18 protein-coding genes are annotated in these 16092 nt (G+C 45.6%); 10 read left to right on the top strand and 8 right to left on the bottom strand.

Going from position 1 to position 16092, the window contains the following annotated elements; all coding sequences use genetic code 11:
- Positions 1 to 201: 201 nt before the first annotated feature.
- Positions 202 to 1152 carry a thioredoxin-disulfide reductase gene (gene trxB / locus BN1209_RS03405; protein ID WP_045750955.1) on the top strand — a complete coding sequence of 317 codons (951 nt, stop codon included), beginning with the start codon at positions 202 to 204 and terminating at the stop codon, positions 1150 to 1152.
- 30 nt (positions 1153 to 1182) lie between these two features.
- Positions 1183 to 1833: a Smr/MutS family protein gene (locus BN1209_RS03400; RefSeq protein WP_082048382.1), complete on the top strand. Its 651-nt coding sequence runs from the start codon at positions 1183 to 1185 to the stop codon at positions 1831 to 1833.
- On the opposite strand, the gene ispF is transcribed toward BN1209_RS03400, so the two are convergent.
- From ispF to BN1209_RS03365, 7 genes are read right to left on the bottom strand one after another with little or no spacing between them, the layout of a single operon-like run.
- Complete coding sequence (gene ispF / locus BN1209_RS03395; protein WP_045750954.1) at positions 1830 to 2309, bottom strand: 2-C-methyl-D-erythritol 2,4-cyclodiphosphate synthase; 480 nt, start codon at positions 2307 to 2309, stop codon at positions 1830 to 1832. The two genes, BN1209_RS03400 and ispF, sit on opposite strands and share 4 nt — an antisense overlap.
- Complete coding sequence (ispD, locus tag BN1209_RS03390; RefSeq protein ID WP_045750953.1) at positions 2306 to 2998, bottom strand: 2-C-methyl-D-erythritol 4-phosphate cytidylyltransferase; 693 nt, start codon at positions 2996 to 2998, stop codon at positions 2306 to 2308. The genes ispF and ispD overlap by 4 nt, the downstream gene beginning before the upstream one ends.
- 41 nt (positions 2999 to 3039) lie before the next feature.
- Positions 3040 to 3264 (bottom strand): formate dehydrogenase subunit delta, encoded by a 225-nt coding sequence (locus BN1209_RS03385; RefSeq protein ID WP_045750952.1) that lies wholly within the window; start codon positions 3262 to 3264, stop codon positions 3040 to 3042.
- 28 nt (positions 3265 to 3292) lie between these two features.
- The gene (fdhD, locus tag BN1209_RS03380; protein WP_045750951.1) at positions 3293 to 4111 is read right to left on the bottom strand and encodes a formate dehydrogenase accessory sulfurtransferase FdhD; all 819 of its coding nucleotides are present in this window, start codon (positions 4109 to 4111) and stop codon (positions 3293 to 3295) included.
- 33 nt (positions 4112 to 4144) lie between these two features.
- Positions 4145 to 6988: a formate dehydrogenase subunit alpha gene (gene fdhF / locus BN1209_RS03375; RefSeq protein WP_045750950.1), complete on the bottom strand. Its 2844-nt coding sequence runs from the start codon at positions 6986 to 6988 to the stop codon at positions 4145 to 4147.
- Between the two features lie 18 nt (positions 6989 to 7006).
- Positions 7007 to 8557 carry a formate dehydrogenase beta subunit gene (locus tag BN1209_RS03370; protein ID WP_045750949.1) on the bottom strand — a complete coding sequence of 517 codons (1551 nt, stop codon included), beginning with the start codon at positions 8555 to 8557 and terminating at the stop codon, positions 7007 to 7009.
- Positions 8557 to 9024: a formate dehydrogenase subunit gamma gene (locus BN1209_RS03365; protein ID WP_045750948.1), complete on the bottom strand. Its 468-nt coding sequence runs from the start codon at positions 9022 to 9024 to the stop codon at positions 8557 to 8559. The genes BN1209_RS03370 and BN1209_RS03365 overlap by 1 nt, the downstream gene beginning before the upstream one ends.
- Before the next feature lie 350 nt (positions 9025 to 9374).
- On the opposite strand from BN1209_RS03365, the gene adh reads away from it, so the two are divergent.
- From adh to BN1209_RS03335, 6 genes are all read left to right on the top strand, one after another.
- Complete coding sequence (adh, locus tag BN1209_RS03360; protein WP_045750947.1) at positions 9375 to 10895, top strand: aldehyde dehydrogenase; 1521 nt, start codon at positions 9375 to 9377, stop codon at positions 10893 to 10895.
- A 108-nt stretch (positions 10896 to 11003) separates the two neighbouring features.
- On the top strand, positions 11004 to 11372 hold the full coding sequence (locus BN1209_RS03355) for a DUF779 domain-containing protein (protein WP_045750946.1): 369 nt from the start codon (positions 11004 to 11006) through the stop codon (positions 11370 to 11372).
- A 77-nt stretch (positions 11373 to 11449) separates the two neighbouring features.
- The gene (locus BN1209_RS03350) at positions 11450 to 11812 is read left to right on the top strand and encodes a hypothetical protein (RefSeq protein ID WP_045750945.1); all 363 of its coding nucleotides are present in this window, start codon (positions 11450 to 11452) and stop codon (positions 11810 to 11812) included.
- Between the two features lie 36 nt (positions 11813 to 11848).
- Positions 11849 to 12490, top strand: a complete 642-nt coding sequence (locus tag BN1209_RS03345) for a hypothetical protein (RefSeq protein ID WP_045750944.1) — start codon at positions 11849 to 11851, stop codon at positions 12488 to 12490.
- A gap of 13 nt (positions 12491 to 12503) precedes the next feature.
- Positions 12504 to 12839, top strand: a complete 336-nt coding sequence (locus tag BN1209_RS03340) for a heavy-metal-associated domain-containing protein (RefSeq protein WP_045750943.1) — start codon at positions 12504 to 12506, stop codon at positions 12837 to 12839.
- Positions 12839 to 13237, top strand: coding sequence for a hypothetical protein (locus BN1209_RS03335; protein WP_045750942.1), 399 nt, complete (start codon positions 12839 to 12841; stop codon positions 13235 to 13237). The genes BN1209_RS03340 and BN1209_RS03335 overlap by 1 nt, the downstream gene beginning before the upstream one ends.
- A 90-nt stretch (positions 13238 to 13327) precedes the next feature.
- Here BN1209_RS03335 and BN1209_RS03330 read toward each other — a convergent pair whose 3' ends face one another.
- Complete coding sequence (locus tag BN1209_RS03330) at positions 13328 to 14533, bottom strand: ammonium transporter (RefSeq protein WP_045750941.1); 1206 nt, start codon at positions 14531 to 14533, stop codon at positions 13328 to 13330.
- 305 nt (positions 14534 to 14838) lie between these two features.
- Here BN1209_RS03330 and BN1209_RS03325 point away from each other — a divergent pair, with 305 nt between their 5' ends.
- Together BN1209_RS03325 and gluQRS are read left to right on the top strand one after the other, a co-directional pair.
- On the top strand, positions 14839 to 15150 hold the full coding sequence (locus tag BN1209_RS03325; RefSeq protein WP_082048381.1) for a DUF3301 domain-containing protein: 312 nt from the start codon (positions 14839 to 14841) through the stop codon (positions 15148 to 15150).
- Positions 15151 to 15162: 12 nt separating this feature from the next.
- Positions 15163 to 16065, top strand: coding sequence for a tRNA glutamyl-Q(34) synthetase GluQRS (gene gluQRS / locus BN1209_RS03320; protein ID WP_045750940.1), 903 nt, complete (start codon positions 15163 to 15165; stop codon positions 16063 to 16065).
- Positions 16066 to 16092 lie beyond the last annotated feature (27 nt).

Genomic DNA, 16092 nt, shown 5'->3' with positions numbered 1-16092 from the left:
TAAAAATCAATCCAATTATAGCAGTATCAATCTCAATAAAACACGAGGCTGACACATAAGCTTCAAGCTATTTTCATGCGTCTTTTTAAAGCGTATTGCAAAGAAAAATCATCCAGCCTCAATATCGTTCAAATTTAAGAAACCAATTGCGTTAAAATAGCATCTGAACATTTTTGCTTTGACAATGAGGAGCTTTACATCATGGCCACAAAACACGCCCACTTGCTCATTCTGGGCTCAGGCCCTGCTGGGTATTCAGCCGCCGTCTATGCCGCCCGCGCCAATCTAAAACCAGTGTTAATTACCGGTATTGCACAAGGGGGGCAATTAATGACCACGACTGAAGTGGATAATTGGCCCGCAGATGCTGATGGTGTAATGGGACCTGAATTGATGGCGCGTTTCCAAAAACATGCGGAGCGCTTCAATACCGAAATGATTTTTGACCATATTCACACCACACACCTTAACGAAAAGCCGATTCGTTTAGTGGGCGATTCCGCCGAGTACACCTGCGATGCTTTGATCATTGCCACGGGCGCATCAGCCAAGTATTTAGGTATTCCGTCTGAGGAAAAATTTTCTGGTAAAGGCGTTTCAGCTTGCGCCACTTGTGATGGCTTTTTCTATCGCAACCAAGAGGTTGCTGTGATCGGTGGTGGCAATACCGCTGTTGAAGAAGCACTCTATTTAGCTAATATCGCCAGCAAGGTCACACTTGTGCATCGCCGAGATAAGTTCAAAGCTGAAGCCATTTTGATCGACAAGCTCATGGATCGTGTGAAAGAAGGCAAAATTGTGCTTGAGCTTTACTCAACACTCGATGAGGTATTAGGCGACGACATGGGCGTAACAGGTATGCGCGTTAAAAACGTTGATACGGGCGCAACTAAAGAGATCGAATTGCGCGGCGTATTTATTGCGATTGGCCACAAACCGAATACCGATATTTTTGAAGGCCAATTGGATATGGAAGGCGGTTACATCGTCACGCAAACTGGTCGCCAAGGTAACTTCACCGCCACCAGCATTCCTGGTGTATTTGCTGCGGGCGATGTACAAGATCACATCTATCGCCAAGCAGTCACCAGCGCAGGCACTGGCTGTATGGCGGCATTAGATGCCGAACGTTACCTGACTAATCTCAAATAATTAAGCAAGCCTGATTGAGGCAATCGCGCAATGACAAGCAACGTCATTGAAAAACTCAAAGAAGCCAAGCGCCTGTTGCAAGCTCAGCGAGCTGAACAGGCGCGAGCGCTTGAGGAACATAAAGCGATTGCACTCAAACAAGAGGCTGAAAAAGCTGAAGCACAAAGGCTAGAAAATCTATTCAAAGCTGCTGTTAAAGATGCGCGGCCATTAAATACGGATCGTATTCACCATCAACCCCCTAAACCAAAACCAATCCCTCAACAATTTATCCGCGACGAGCGTCAAGCACTTGTTGATTCCTTAAGTGATGGTTTTTTTCCAGCGGATGAGTTGGAAAGTGGTGAAGAACTGCTGTATTTGCGCGAGGGACAATCTCCCGCTGTCCTTACTAAACTAAGACGTGGGCATTGGGTCGTTCAAGCCAATCTAGATTTACACGGCATGATTAGCGATGAAGCACGCGCAATGGTTGCAAGCTTCTTAGCTGAGTGTAAAAAACGCGGGATTCGCTGTGTCAGGATTGTGCATGGCAAGGGTCTCGGCTCTCGTAACAAAGAGCCTATTTTGAAGCACAAAGTCCGTCATTGGTTAATGCAAAAAGATGAAGTGATTGCCTATGCACAAGCCAGAGCGAATGACGGCGGTAGTGGTGCGGTGATTGTGCTGTTAAAGGCCTAAGCCAGCGTCTCAATCAAGCAAACTGCTTCAGCGGCAATTCCCTCACCTCGGCCTGTAAATCCTAGCTTTTCAGTGGTCGTCGCCTTAACGTTTACCTGGCTTCGTGCAACACCACAATCGCTGGCGATATTCATGCACATGCGTTCAATATGTGGCGCCATTTTTGGTGCCTGCGCAATAATCGTTGCATCAACGTTACTCAATGCAAACCCCTGCTGCTTTAGTAATGCGACGACATGTCGCAATAGATTTCTGGAATCAGCGCCTTTGTAATTTGCATCGGTATCTGGGAAGTGCTTGCCAATATCACCCAAGCCGGCTGCACCTAACATGGCATCACAAATTGCATGCAATAAAACATCCGCATCAGAATGACCTAATAAGCCTTTTTCATACGCAATTTCCACCCCGCCAATAATGCACTGACGTCCTTCAACCAATTGGTGCACATCGACACCATGTCCGACTCTGATCATTTTCTTGCCTCTTGATGGTATGCCGCAATCATCGCTTCTGCTAAGGCTAAATCTTGCGGATAAGTAACTTTAAAATTGCGTAACTGACCGATGACTAATTTGGGACTGAAACCTAAAGCCTCAATTGCTTGGGCCTCATCGGTAGGAGGTTCGCCTGCTTGAATTAGCGCCTCTTTTAAAATGCCGTAACGGAACATTTGTGGGGTTTGCGCCTGCCATAAACCTTCACGAGGCTCAGTGCTGGCAACACGGTTTTTTGCGTCAGCACGCTTCAACGTATCAGCAACAGGCGTCGCGAGCAAACCACCGACCGCATCGTCTTGCAACTCATCCAATAAATAGTTTAACAATTGAGGGGTAAGCCCAGGCCGCGCTGCGTCGTGCACTAAAACCCAATCAGACTGCTCGACATGCAAACCCTTCAATACATTGAGCACTGTCTCTGCTCGGCTAAGGCCACCACAATGCAATATAGATAGCTTAGGATGATGGGGTGCGTGCGCTTGCCAATGGCTATCATCAGGACTCAGCGCAATGTGTACCGAAGATATGCGTTCACAGCTTAAAAAGGGTTCAAGCGTCCAAGCAATCATCGGGCGCCCTGCTAGCGGCAGATATTGCTTGGGTAGATCAGCGGCCATTCGACTTCCTGAGCCCGCTGCGGGAATGATCACGTGAAAATTAGCCATGTATTTTTAGCACGTGTAATGGCAAAAAACGAATGATTAAATTAAGCAAGCAATGCCTGATGTTCAAGAATCGCTTCTTTTACCAAGGGCTCTAAACCTGCACCCGCGTTGCTTTGTGTATGTTCAAGCAACTGCAGACGCATCGTTAACGCCCAAAAGCGCTTGATATGCATCACAATGTCTTTTTTAGCCTGCGCTGTGTCAGGTGAAGACTTGAAGAATGTCCCAATTTGATTCGCCATGGTGACTAACTGCTCGATATTCATTTTATTTCCTTAAACTTACTTATTCTCTTTAACTTAAACGCTCAGGGTGGGTATAAACCACAAACTGTTCTGCACGCGCAAAACCAACTAATGTAATCCCACATTGCTCCGCTATTCTAATGGCCAGTCCTGTCGGTGCTGAAATCGCCACCAGCATTGATACACCAGCAACAGCTACCTTCTGCACCATTTCATAACTTGCACGACTCGTGGTCAGCACAAAACCATCCCCTTCATCTTTTTTGGCAATAGCCCCGAGTAATTTATCGAGGGCGTTATGACGGCCGACATCTTCTCTCACCATGACGATATCACCACTACCTTGCACCCAAAAACTTGCATGGGTTGCACCTGTTTGGGCTTGCAAAGCTTGAAAGCCCGATGCGCTTTTAAGTGCCTTGAGAATCGCAGCGGAATGAAACGTATGATGAGACTGATTGACTGTGTTAGGCAAACGCAGCGCCTCAGCTAAGCTCTCAGCACCACAAAGACCACAGCCAGTTCGCCCCGTCATGCTTCTGCGTCTATCTTTTAGCTGAGAAAAACGCTCACTGGCAATCTCCATTCTCAGTTCAACGCCTGAGGTTTGCGAAACCAACTCAATCTCATAAAGCTCTTTTGGCGAACTTAATATACCCTCCGCCAACGAAAACCCGAGCGCAAAGTCTTCAAGATCTTGAGGTGTTGCCAGCATCACGGCATGCGAGATGCCGTTATACACCATGGCAATTGGCACCTCTTCAGCAACGCAATCCTCAATCAAATATAACTCACCTGCTTGCCATTTATTGACGACCACATGACTTGTGGTCGCCTCTGCAATGAGCGGCTTGATAAAGTCAGGCATCAGGATTTAATCAACCAAAAGGAAATGAGACGCTTATACGTTCGCTTCGTTTTTCGAGTTTTCTACAAAACCAATCTGCTCTTGGCTAAAGGCTTTGTAATCACGCTGCCATTCGGATAACTGAGAAACCTTCGTTAACTGCACGGCTGTCACTTTATACTCAGGGCAATTGGTTGCCCAATCGGAATTATCCGTCGTAATTACATTCGCACCAGACTCTGGGTGATGGAAGGTGGTGTAAACCACACCGGGTTGCACGCGTTCAGTAATTTTTGCATGCAGCACGGTTTCACCAGCGCGGCTACTGATACCCACCCAATCACCATCCTTAATGCCACGATCTTCTGCATCATGCGGATGAATTTCAATCAGATCTTCTGTATGCCATGTGACGTTATTCGTGCGACGCGTTTGTGCACCCACATTGTACTGAGACAAGATACGGCCTGTGGTCAAGATTAATGGATACTTTGCATTCACTTTTTCAGTGGTTGGCACATATTGAGTGATAAAAAACTTTCCTTTTCCGCGCACAAACTCATCAATATGCATCGTAGGTGTGCCTGCTGGATGTTCGTCATCACATGGCCATTGAACACTGCCAAGTTCGTCTAATTTCTTAAAGCTTACGCCCTTAAATGTTGGCGTTAATGCTGCAATTTCGTCCAAAATATCTGACGCATGCGTGTAATGCATCGGGTAGCCCAGCGCTGAAGATAACTTAGCCGTTACTTCCCAATCTTCAAAACCATTTTTCGGTGTCATTACGCGGCGCACAGGCGAAATGCGACGCTCTGCATTGGTAAACGTCCCTGATTTTTCCAAAAATGAAGCACCAGGGAAAAACACATGCGCATACATTGCCGTTTCGTTCAAGAACAAGTCTTGCACAATTACACACTCCATCGCCTCAAGGCCATGTGTCACGTGTTGAGTATTTGGGTCAGACTGAACAATATCCTCACCTACGCAATAAAGCGCTTTAAATTTGCCGCTAATCGCCTGATCTAGCATGTTAGGAATGCGAAGCCCAGGCTCTTTACTGAGCGGACGACCCCATGCAGTTTCAAACAAGGCATGAGTAGCATCGTCTGAAACATGGCGGTACCCTGGATATTCATGTGGCATAGAACCCATATCACACGAGCCTTGGACGTTGTTCTGACCACGAAGTGGATTAACCCCAACACCTTCACGGCCAACGTTCGCAGTAGCCATCGCAATATTTGCAATCCCCATCACGGTGGTTGATCCTTGACTATGCTCAGTCACGCCCAAACCGTAATAAATCGCTGCATTGCCACCAGTAGCATACAAACGAGCCGCTGCACGAATATCTTCAGCTGGTACACCCAGCGTCTCACTGAGCGCCTCTGGTGAATTTTCTGGCTTGGCTGCGAAGGCACGCCAATCCTCAAAGGAATCTAACTCACAACGCTCTTTCACAAAAGCTTCGTCGACCAAACCTTCTGTCACAATCACATGAGACATCGCTGAGATCAGCGCCACATTGGTGCCAGGACGCAGTTTCAGATGGTAATCTGCTTTGACGTGTGCAGATGAAACCAAATCGATTTGACGTGGATCCGCCACAATCAATTTGGCACCTTCACGTAATCGACGTTTCATTTGTGATGCAAATACTGGATGGCCATCCGTTGGATTGGCCCCCATGACAAAAATCACATCGGAATGCATCACAGAGTCAAATGTCTGCGTGCCTGCTGACTCACCTAATGTTTGCTTTAAGCCATATCCTGTTGGGGAATGACATACACGCGCACAGGTATCAACGTTATTGGTGCCAAGTACCGCACGAATTAACTTTTGCGTGACGTAAACTTCCTCATTGGTACAACGAGATGAGGTAATTCCACCTACTGACTCTTTACCGTATTGCGCTTGAATACGAGCAATCTCACTCGCCGCATAATTAATCGCTTCATCCCATGACACTTCAGTCCAAGCATCATGGATGCTCTTACGAATCATCGGTGTCGTGATACGGTCTTGATGGGTGGCATATCCCCAAGCAAAGCGGCCTTTCACACAGGAGTGGCCATGGTTAGCGCCGCCATTTTTACTTGGCACCATGCGAACTACCTGCTCACCTTTCATTTCAGCGTCAAATGAACAACCCACACCACAGTAGGCGCATGTTGTTGTTACTGAATGCTCAGGCACACCATGCTGAACCACTGATTTTTCAATCAACGTTGCTGTTGGGCAAGCTTGCACACAAGCGCCGCAAGAAACACACTCAGACTCTAAGAAATTCTCAGTGCCAGAGGCTACTTTAGATTCAAAGCCTCGACCTTGAATCGTCAACGCAAAAGTACCTTGGACTTCTTCACAAGCGCGAACACAGCGTGAACAAACGATACATTTTGAAGGGTCAAACTGGAAATAAGGATTTGATGTATCTTTTTCTGACTTGAGATGGTTTTCACCATCGTATCCATAACGCACTTCACGCAAGCCTACAGCACCCGCCATGTCTTGTAATTCGCAATCACCATTGGTTGCGCATGTGAGGCAATCAAGCGGATGGTCAGAAATGTAAAGCTCCATCACGCCTTTGCGAATGTCCGCTAATTTTGGCGTTTGCGTTTTAACTTTAATCCCTTCAGCCACTGGGGTAGTACATGAAGCTGGATAGCCACGGCGGCCTTCAATTTCTACCAAACACAAACGACAAGAGCCGTAAGGATCCAAACTATCCGTCGCACACAACTTAGGCACCGTGACGCCGCCCACCATGGCAGCATGCATAATCGAGGTACCTTCTGGCACGGAAATCTGCGTACCATCTATTTCAAGGGTAATGGTCTTGTCAGAGGTTTTCGCTGGGGTACCAAAATCAGTATATTTACTCATGTGTTTCTCCTAACAGCTTTAAGCCGCTTGACCTTTCTCTAGGCCAAAATCTTCTGGGAAATGATTGATTGCACTTAACACTGGAAATGGCGTCATGCCGCCTAAAGCACACAAGGAGCCATTTAGCATGGTGTCGCTCAAGTCACGAACCAGGGCGATGCTCTTTGCATGGTCTTGACCAGCAATAATTTTATCCATTACCTCCACACCACGTGTAGATCCAATTCGACACGGCGTACATTTACCGCATGACTCCACTGCACAGAACTCAAAGGCATATCGCGCCATTTTAGCCATATCAACGGTGTCATCAAAGGCAACAATACCGCCGTGACCAAGCACAGCCCAAATTTCTGAAAACTTCTCGTAATCTAAAGGCGTATCAAATTGTGATTCAGGCAAATAAGCGCCCAATGGGCCACCCACCTGAACCGCACGAATAGGCTTACCAGAAGCCGAACCACCGCCAAAGTCGTAAAGTAATTCGCGTAAAGTAATGCCAAAGGCTTTTTCAACTAAGCCGCATTGTTTGATATTGCCTGCCAATTGAATAGGTAAGGTACCGCGTGAGCGACCCATGCCGAAATCTTGATAAAATTTGCCGCCTTTGTCCAAGACAATAGGCACGGTTGCCAATGAAATCACGTTATTCACAACCGTTGGCTTACCGAACAAACCTTCAATCGCTGGTAGTGGCGGTTTGAAGCGAACTAAACCACGCTTGCCCTCTAAGCTTTCAAGTAAAGAAGTTTCTTCACCACACACGTAAGCACCGGCCGCGCGACGTACTTCTAAATGAAAACGCTTACCGCTACCGCAAATATCATCACCTAGGTATCCAGCATCATAAGCATTCGCAATCGCTTCATTGAGCGTGACTAAGGCATCTGGATATTCTGAACGAAGATAAATATAACCTTGCGTTGCGCCCACGGCTAAAGCTGCAATCGTCATGCCTTCTACCAGCACCAGCGGATCACCTTCCATAATCATGCGGTCAGAATAAGTCCCTGAGTCGCCTTCGTCCGCATTACAGACAATGTATTTTTGATCGGCTGGCGCATTCAGCACCGTGTTCCATTTAATACCTGTTGGGAAAGCTGCACCCCCACGACCACGCAAGCCGGAGTCCGTAACTTCTTTCACAATTTCTGCACCGGACTTAGCCAAGGCATTTTTTAAGCCTTTGAAGCCATCATGCGCTACATAATCTTCTACAGAAACCGGGTCAGTAATACCAACGCGGGCAAAAGTTAGACGCTCTTGATTTTTCAGCCATTCAATTTCATCAGTTAAACCAAGATTGAGCGGATGTGCACCGCCTGTAATGAAGTCAGCATCAAATAAACCGGCCACATCTTTTGGCATAACAGGGCCGTAAGCCACACGACCTTTGGCTGTTGCCACTTCCACCATGGTCTCCAACCAAAATAAACCACGAGAGCCGTTACGAATTAAATTGATCTCAATACCACGCTTTGCCGCTTCAGCTTGGATATTGGCAGCCACTTTATGGGCACCCAATGAAAGCGCACTAGAGTCTCTGGGGACATATACGTTAATAGTCATTATGCACTTCTCGCTTCAGCAATCATTTCATTCATACGGTCCACATCCACACGACCACATACTTGATCATCCATTGACACTGCAGGAGAGCAAGCACAGTTCCCCAAGCAATAAATAGGTTCTAGCGTAATTGCGCCATCTGCTGTTGTTTGATGATAATCCACACCCAAAGTTTTCTTAACATACGTCTCAAGATCAGCTGAGCCCATCGCTTGACAGGACTCCGCACGACAAAGTTGTAGGATATGCTTGCCAGGTGCATGCGTACGAAAGTGATGGTAAAACGAAACAACTCCATGCACTTCGGCCACCGACAAATTCAGTCCTTTCGCAATCCTGGAATAAGCGGATTCTGGCACATAGCCAATATCATCCTGTATGGCGTGAAGCAAAGGCATTAGTGCGCCCGGAACATTCACATGAGCTTCGATGTGCTTATCAATACTCACTAAATTTTCATTTAACACAAATCATCTCCAAAACTAACGTGTCGGCAACTTCTTTTATGACGCAAATAACCTGAAAAAGTTACAATTTAATTACATTATTGTATCAATCATTAAGTTATTTGTGTTCAGTATCGGCGCCGAAAAGTGATAAATATTGATAAAAAAAATTACTTAAATTTGATGGTTGAGCAGGTCAATGGTTTTAAAAAAATTCCACAATTTAAAACGATCAATTAAAACGTTTGAAAAAAGTAAGATTAAAAAAGTATAGGGGCTTTATTTTGTTTTAAATTAAGGTAAAGTTGCAGGTGGTAATTAAGCAACATGGCGCATATAAATATTTTATAAAAATCACGGAGATAATAAGAATGAGTTTAGATCTATTAAAAGGCATGGGCGTGAAAATCCCTTTCAAAGCCAAATATGACAACTTTATCGGTGGCAAATGGGTTGCACCCGTTAGCGGCGAATACTTTGATGTTATTACACCGATCACAGGCCTGCCATATACCAAAGCAGCACGCTCAGGCGCCGCTGACGTCGAGTTAGCACTTGATGCTGCGCATGCAGCTGCAGATAAATGGGGCAAAACATCAGTGCAAGAACGCGCTAATATGTTACTCAAAATTGCTGATCGTTTAGAAGCTAACCTTGAATTATTAGCAACTGCTGAAACGATCGACAACGGCAAACCTATACGTGAAACATTAAATGCTGATATTCCATTAGCCATCGACCACTTCCGCTACTTTGCTGGTTGCTTGCGTGCGCAAGAAGGCACATTAAGTGAAATCGACGACACAATGGTTGCTTATCACTTCCATGAACCACTAGGCGTGATTGGCCAAATTATTCCTTGGAACTTCCCAATTTTAATGGCTGCATGGAAACTAGCACCAGCTGTGGCTGCTGGTAACTGTGTTGTTATGAAACCAGCTGAATTCACGCCAATCAGTATTTTAATTTTAATGGAATTAATTGCTGACATCGTGCCACCTGGCGTGATGAACATTGTGAACGGTTATGGCCGTGAAGTTGGCGCACCACTTGCTAACAGCCGCCGTATCGCAAAAATCGCATTCACTGGCTCTACAGCAACTGGCCGTGTGATTGCACAAGCTGCTGCTGGCAACTTGATTCCTGCAACACTTGAACTAGGTGGCAAATCACCTAACATCTTCTTTGATGATATCGCCGCTGCTGACGACGACTTCTTTGATAAAGCCGTTGAAGGTTTGGTATTGTTCGCATTCAACCAAGGTGAAGTGTGTACCTGCCCATCACGTGCATTGATCCAAGAGTCTGTTTATGACAAATTCATGGAACGCGTATTGCCACGTGTTGCTGCCATCAAACAAGGCAACCCACTTGATCCAAATACAATGATTGGCGCACAAGCTTCTGCTGACCAATTGAACAAGATCATGTCTTACATGGACATTGGCAAACAAGAAGGTGCTGAATTATTGATCGGCGGCCAACAAAACAAACTAGGTGGCGATTTGTCACAAGGCTACTACGTTCAGCCAACGCTATTTAAAGGCCACAACAAAATGCGCATTTTCCAAGAAGAAATTTTTGGACCAGTGCTTGCTGTTACAACCTTTAAAGATGAAGCTGAAGCGTTGGAAATCGCTAACGATACCATCTTTGGTTTAGGTTCTGGCGTTTGGAGCCGTGACGGCAATCGTGCATACCGCATGGGTCGTGGTATCAAAGCTGGTCGCGTTTGGACTAACTGCTACCATGCTTACCCAGCACATGCAGCGTTCGGTGGCTATAAAGAATCAGGTATCGGCCGTGAAACTCACAAAATGATGCTTGATCACTACCAACAAACTAAAAACTTGTTAGTCAGCTACAGCCCTAAGAAATTGGGCTTTTTCTAACAAGCCTTTAGCATCGCCTAATTCAATATTGAATTAGGCATGTATTAAAGTTAGTATTGAGAGGCGGTTTATACCGCCTCTTTTTTTATTTGTTATTTGGAGTGGATAATGGCTGAACGTATTTCTGGAACCCCTTCTGCAATCGCGCTAATTCGCCAATTAACAGCACAGCATGGCCCGATTATCTTTTTTCAATCTGGTGGATGCTGTGAAGGTAGCGGCCCGATGTGTATGCCTGCTAATGAATTCCGCAAAACACCTTCAGATGTCAAAGTGGGAGAAGTGGATGGCGCTGCCTTTTATATGGGGCACAGCCACTTTCAATTTTCAGAGAATACACACACCATCCTTGATGCAATGGACGCGTCTAGCGGCTCATTCTCTCTCGACTGCGGCACAGGCAAAGCCTTTATCACCAAAGGCCGTTTATTTACGGATGAAGAGCTTAAAGACTTGTCACCTGTTGAGATAGGCTAACAGTGAGTTGCCTCTTCTTTTGTCCTCAATCTTAATTAAACATGAACTTTAGCCTTTCGAGGCGCATCCTAATCAATATGAAGTCCATTCGTAAATTTGTAGCCTTAATGCTCATGGTTTGGACACCACTGTTTTTTAGTGGTGCAGCTTATGCTGCAACGCAAATGGAATTAGCGAATGCAAGCTCACATCAAATTGTGCAGCCGCCACACGCCTGCCACCAAATGGATTCAAAAGAATCTAGTGGGCATCATGATACTCAACACCATGCTGGCGGTTCGAATTGTCAGCACTGTGGCTTCTGCCTAAGTTTTGCGGCACCGATCCATGAGAGCACAACCCACGTCACTTCTCAAAACTCCCCTTTAGCATCCTTCGCTATATGGGCTTCCTCTACGCATCACATCACCCCAGAAAATCGCCCTCCGATTGATGCTTAAAGCATCGTAATTTTTTAAATTATTTTCGGAGGCATCATGCATGCAAGACTATTTCTTGCATTGCTGCTATCAATCACATTTTCAGCACAAGCGGCTGCATTAATGGGATTCAAGGATAGCGCAATGCTAATGAGTGAGTTTTCTAACGATAGAAAAGAACTCATGCTTAACTACTCTCCAGCACTTGGTCATGCTTTTGGCGTTGAAACTATGTGGATGAGAGGCGACAAGCAAACCAACCTCATTACCAACATCAATTACGCAGGCCTCATCAAGCGCTGGAATATGCCAAATGGTCAAGCCAACTTATGGTTCATGACCGGCATAGGAGAAGCGTCTGGCGATTCAAGTGGATTCTCCTACTCACCAAGCGTTCAGTTTGATTATGAAACAACGCGCATCTATTTCTTAGCCAAGGCAAGAATAGTACGTGCCCCTCATATTCAATATGACACCTACAGCGTTCAAAGCGGTTTTTCTCTCTACGAAACAAGTTTTGAGGAAACTCAACCTTGGCTTGTCATTGAAGCCAAAACGTCTGAAAACATGATGACAAAAAATGAGGTGACGCCAGCACTTCGACTCATCAATCAAAACTACTTTCTTGAGTTAGGGATTACCAATCCATGGGATGCAGCGTCACGCACACCCCGACTCAATTTAATGCTTACTTTTTAATTAAGGACTGATCATGAAAAAATTATTTGTTATCGCAATCTTAGCCATTTTTACTAACACAGCATTTGCTGCAACTTCAATTCACGCTGAGGTGAAAGGGATGGTGTGTGCATTTTGTGCAAAAGGCATTAATAAAAAACTGCGCGAACTAGACGCTACCCAAGATGTTTGGGTGGACTTAAAAAGCCGTGTGGTAGTGGTTGAACTCAAAGACCAAAAAAACATGAGTTTAGAGGTTTTTACAAAAGTGATTAAAGACGCAGGCTACGAGGTGGCTAGTGTTGAATATATCAACAAGACACTCGTTGAAATCAAAGCTGACCATTCCCATGTGAAGGAGATGAAGTGATGAGCGCTCAACCTCAAATACTCTCAATTAAAAAAATGCTCGCGGTCAACTGGCTAATTCTTTTTACCAGCAGTGCAACGCTGATATGTTGCGCCATTCCTGCATTACTAGTGAGCTTAGGCTTGGGCGCAGTGATGGTTGGCCTGGCCAGCAAAGTGCCACAACTCATTTGGATTAGCGAGCATAAGCCACTTGTATTCGGTATCGCAGGAACGTTATTACTACTTGCTGGGCTGATGCAGTGGCGCGCTTCTAAGTTAGCTTGTCCAGCAGATAAACAGCTGGCCCAAGCTTGTATGAAGGCAAGAAAGATGTCGAATGTGATTTATGGCATCTCGTTACTACTATTTGCTATGGGTTCTTGGTTCGCTTTTGTTGCGCCCTATTGGATTGACTAATCCAAACTCAGCATCAAAAACTTGCCATTTGAAGTTAAAAAGGCTCAGAAGTTTGTTCTGAGCCCTTTTCTTTACTGCCAAACTTCAAGCTTATTCGTCACCACCGCCCATATTTGGCGTTGTAGTGATTTTATGAATCGCCAAGTCTGCTCCCATATATTCGTCTTCAACATCCATCCGAATACCGACCAACTTTTTAATTAAACCATAAACAATAAAGCCACCAGCCAAAGCAATTGCAATACCTAAGCCTGTACCAATCAACTGTGACATGAGACTTACATTGCCCATACCGCCCAACGCCTTAGCACCGAAGATGCCCGCCGCAATGCCGCCCCAGGCACCGCACAAACCATGCAATGGCCACACCCCTAACACGTCGTCAATCTTCCAGCGGTTTTGAGTGAGTGTAAATGCCCAAACAAACAATGCACCCGCCACAGCGCCTGTCACTAAAGCGCCGAGTGGATGCATCACATCTGAACCCGCACACACAGCAACCAAACCAGCCAATGGGCCGTTATGAACAAAGCCAGGGTCGTTTTTGCCCATGACTAATGCGGCAATTGTGCCACCAACCAGCGCCATTAAAGAGTTCATTGCTACTAGACCAGTCACACCAGTTAAGGTTTGCGCTGACATTACGTTAAAACCAAACCAGCCCACAGTAAGAATCCATGCACCTAAAGCCAAGAACGGGATGTTTGAAGGTGGATAAGCATGCAAGCGACCGTCTTTACTGTAACGACCATGCCGAGCGCCTAATAAAATCACAGCACCCAGAGCAATCCAGCCGCCCATCGCGTGCACCACAACGGAGCCTGCAAAATCATGAAACTCAAAACCGTAACTTGCTTTGAGCCATTCTTGAATGCCATAGTGATGGTTCCAAGCAATGCCCTCGAAAAATGGATAAACAAAACCAACTAACAAGAAGGTTGCGGCTAACTGAGGATTAAACTTTGCACGCTCTGCGATACCACCAGAGATAATTGCAGGAATGGCAGCGGCAAACGTGAGTAAAAAGAAAAACTTCACTAAGTCATAACCATTTTTTGCTGCCAGCACATCCGCGCCTTGAAAAAAGCTCACCCCATACGCTACGCCGTAACCAATAAAGAAATAGGCGATGGTCGAGATAGAAAAATCTACCATGATTTTGACCAATGCATTCACTTGGTTTTTACGGCGCACCGTGCCTACCTCCAAAAAGGCAAACCCTGCATGCATTGCCAAGACCATAATGGCCCCTAACAATACAAATAAGACATCACTCGCCGACTGAAGCGCTTCCATAAATTCATCCTCGTTTAAGTTTTTTTAATTATCTTGTTTAGGTCTGCCAATGCAAAGGTCAGCCTAAATTAACATTAATCCCTAGCAAAAACTAAGCCAGGTTTTATAGACCCTTGTTTTAAAATCAATTTATTTTCGATTAAAATCACAATGACGCACCAAAACAATGCAACTATCCGTGCAGCGCACTAATTAAGTGCAAAATCAAACCTATTGCACAACAGCACCCTTCAAGATTCATGCATGACGAATCTGCTTGGATTGTTTAAACTCTAAACATATTCTTTAATGAACAAATCCTTACCGTGGAAAATCTACTACTTATCATCATTGTGATGTTGGCCTGGTTCTGGTTCGACAGCATTTCAGCGCGTGATATGGCCATCGAAAAAGGCCACGACCTGACACATCGCACCAACTTACAACTATTAGACGAAAGCGTAGCATGTGTGCGTTTACGTTTAGGGCGTAATGCAAAAGGCCATGTGCAAATACTCCGCACTTATGAGTTTGACGTCAGCGCCAACGGTGGTGATCGCATGCACTGCCACCTTGTCTTGCTGGGGCGAGATTTGCAGTCTTGGTATATCCCACCTTACCTGGAGGCCGTTCATTAAAACGGCGAATCCATGATAGGTCGATTTGCTCCCTCCCCTACAGGGCCACTTCACTTTGGCTCGCTACTAGCGGCGGTAGCAAGTTATTGCGAAGCCAAGTCACAAGATGGACAGTGGCTAGTTCGCATGGAGGACCTTGATAAACCAAGAGAAATGGCTGGTGCTGCCGACCATATTCTACGCACGCTTGAAGCCTTTGGGTTCGAATGGGATGGCGAAGTTGTTTATCAGTCGCGGCGCAGTAGCCTTTATCAAGATGCACTATCTCAGTTACAAAAAAAATCCCTTATTTATCAATGCGATTGCTCGCGTAAAGAAATTGCAGACGCTTACAATCAAAGGCCTGCTCAGCATGGCATTGATGGTTTAATTTATCCTGGTACATGCCGTCATAAAGCAAAGATAAAACTACCACACGCAAGCCGCGTCGTTGTTGATTCAAATCCAATCGCTTTCACTGACGCAATTCAAGGCAATATTCAGCAAAATCTTGCACACGACATAGGCGACTTTGTATTAAAACGTGCTGATGGCTTATACGCCTACCAACTCGCCGTCGTGGTAGATGATTTCGTACAAGAAATTACCCACATTGTGCGCGGGGCGGATTTGCTCGACTCAACACCACGCCAAATTTATCTGCAACAAAAGCTGAACTACCCAACGCCACAATATGCCCACATACCAGTCGCTAGCAACACAGCTGGCGAAAAGCTAAGCAAACAAACTTTGGCGCCCGCTATCGATGTTGGACAAGCACCCATACTCCTTATTCAAGCTCTCAGCTTTTTAGGGCAACAACCTCCAAATGACTTATCCACAAACAGCCTCAGTGATATTTGGCTGTGGGCAAAACAACACTGGGGTATAAAAAAAGTACCCAGACAACGAAGCATCACGTTCAATCCATCATAATTTCAAGCCAAACCAAAAGTAATGTCA

It is taken from the genome of Candidatus Methylopumilus turicensis, assembly GCF_000953015.1.
In the GTDB taxonomy this organism is placed as follows: domain Bacteria; phylum Pseudomonadota; class Gammaproteobacteria; order Burkholderiales; family Methylophilaceae; genus Methylopumilus_A; species Methylopumilus_A turicensis.
The sequence above is the reverse complement of the archived record's forward strand: the minus strand, read 5'-3'. Positions and strand labels throughout refer to the sequence as shown.

Coding starts and splice junctions, on each gene's coding strand:
- fdhF (WP_045750950.1), bottom strand. CDS start 6,988: ATGAGTAAATATACTGATTTTGGTACCCCAGCGAAAACCTCTGACAAG.
- trxB (WP_045750955.1), top strand. CDS start 202: ATGGCCACAAAACACGCCCACTTGCTCATTCTGGGCTCAGGCCCTGCT.
- BN1209_RS03400 (WP_082048382.1), top strand. CDS start 1,183: ATGACAAGCAACGTCATTGAAAAACTCAAAGAAGCCAAGCGCCTGTTG.
- BN1209_RS03340 (WP_045750943.1), top strand. CDS start 12,504: ATGAAAAAATTATTTGTTATCGCAATCTTAGCCATTTTTACTAACACA.
- ispD (WP_045750953.1), bottom strand. CDS start 2,998: ATGGCTAATTTTCACGTGATCATTCCCGCAGCGGGCTCAGGAAGTCGA.
- BN1209_RS03370 (WP_045750949.1), bottom strand. CDS start 8,557: ATGACTATTAACGTATATGTCCCCAGAGACTCTAGTGCGCTTTCATTG.
- fdhD (WP_045750951.1), bottom strand. CDS start 4,111: ATGCCTGACTTTATCAAGCCGCTCATTGCAGAGGCGACCACAAGTCAT.
- BN1209_RS03345 (WP_045750944.1), top strand. CDS start 11,849: ATGCATGCAAGACTATTTCTTGCATTGCTGCTATCAATCACATTTTCA.
- ispF (WP_045750954.1), bottom strand. CDS start 2,309: ATGATCAGAGTCGGACATGGTGTCGATGTGCACCAATTGGTTGAAGGA.
- BN1209_RS03385 (WP_045750952.1), bottom strand. CDS start 3,264: ATGAATATCGAGCAGTTAGTCACCATGGCGAATCAAATTGGGACATTC.
- BN1209_RS03350 (WP_045750945.1), top strand. CDS start 11,450: ATGAAGTCCATTCGTAAATTTGTAGCCTTAATGCTCATGGTTTGGACA.
- BN1209_RS03330 (WP_045750941.1), bottom strand. CDS start 14,533: ATGGAAGCGCTTCAGTCGGCGAGTGATGTCTTATTTGTATTGTTAGGG.
- BN1209_RS03335 (WP_045750942.1), top strand. CDS start 12,839: ATGAGCGCTCAACCTCAAATACTCTCAATTAAAAAAATGCTCGCGGTC.
- BN1209_RS03355 (WP_045750946.1), top strand. CDS start 11,004: ATGGCTGAACGTATTTCTGGAACCCCTTCTGCAATCGCGCTAATTCGC.
- adh (WP_045750947.1), top strand. CDS start 9,375: ATGAGTTTAGATCTATTAAAAGGCATGGGCGTGAAAATCCCTTTCAAA.
- gluQRS (WP_045750940.1), top strand. CDS start 15,163: ATGATAGGTCGATTTGCTCCCTCCCCTACAGGGCCACTTCACTTTGGC.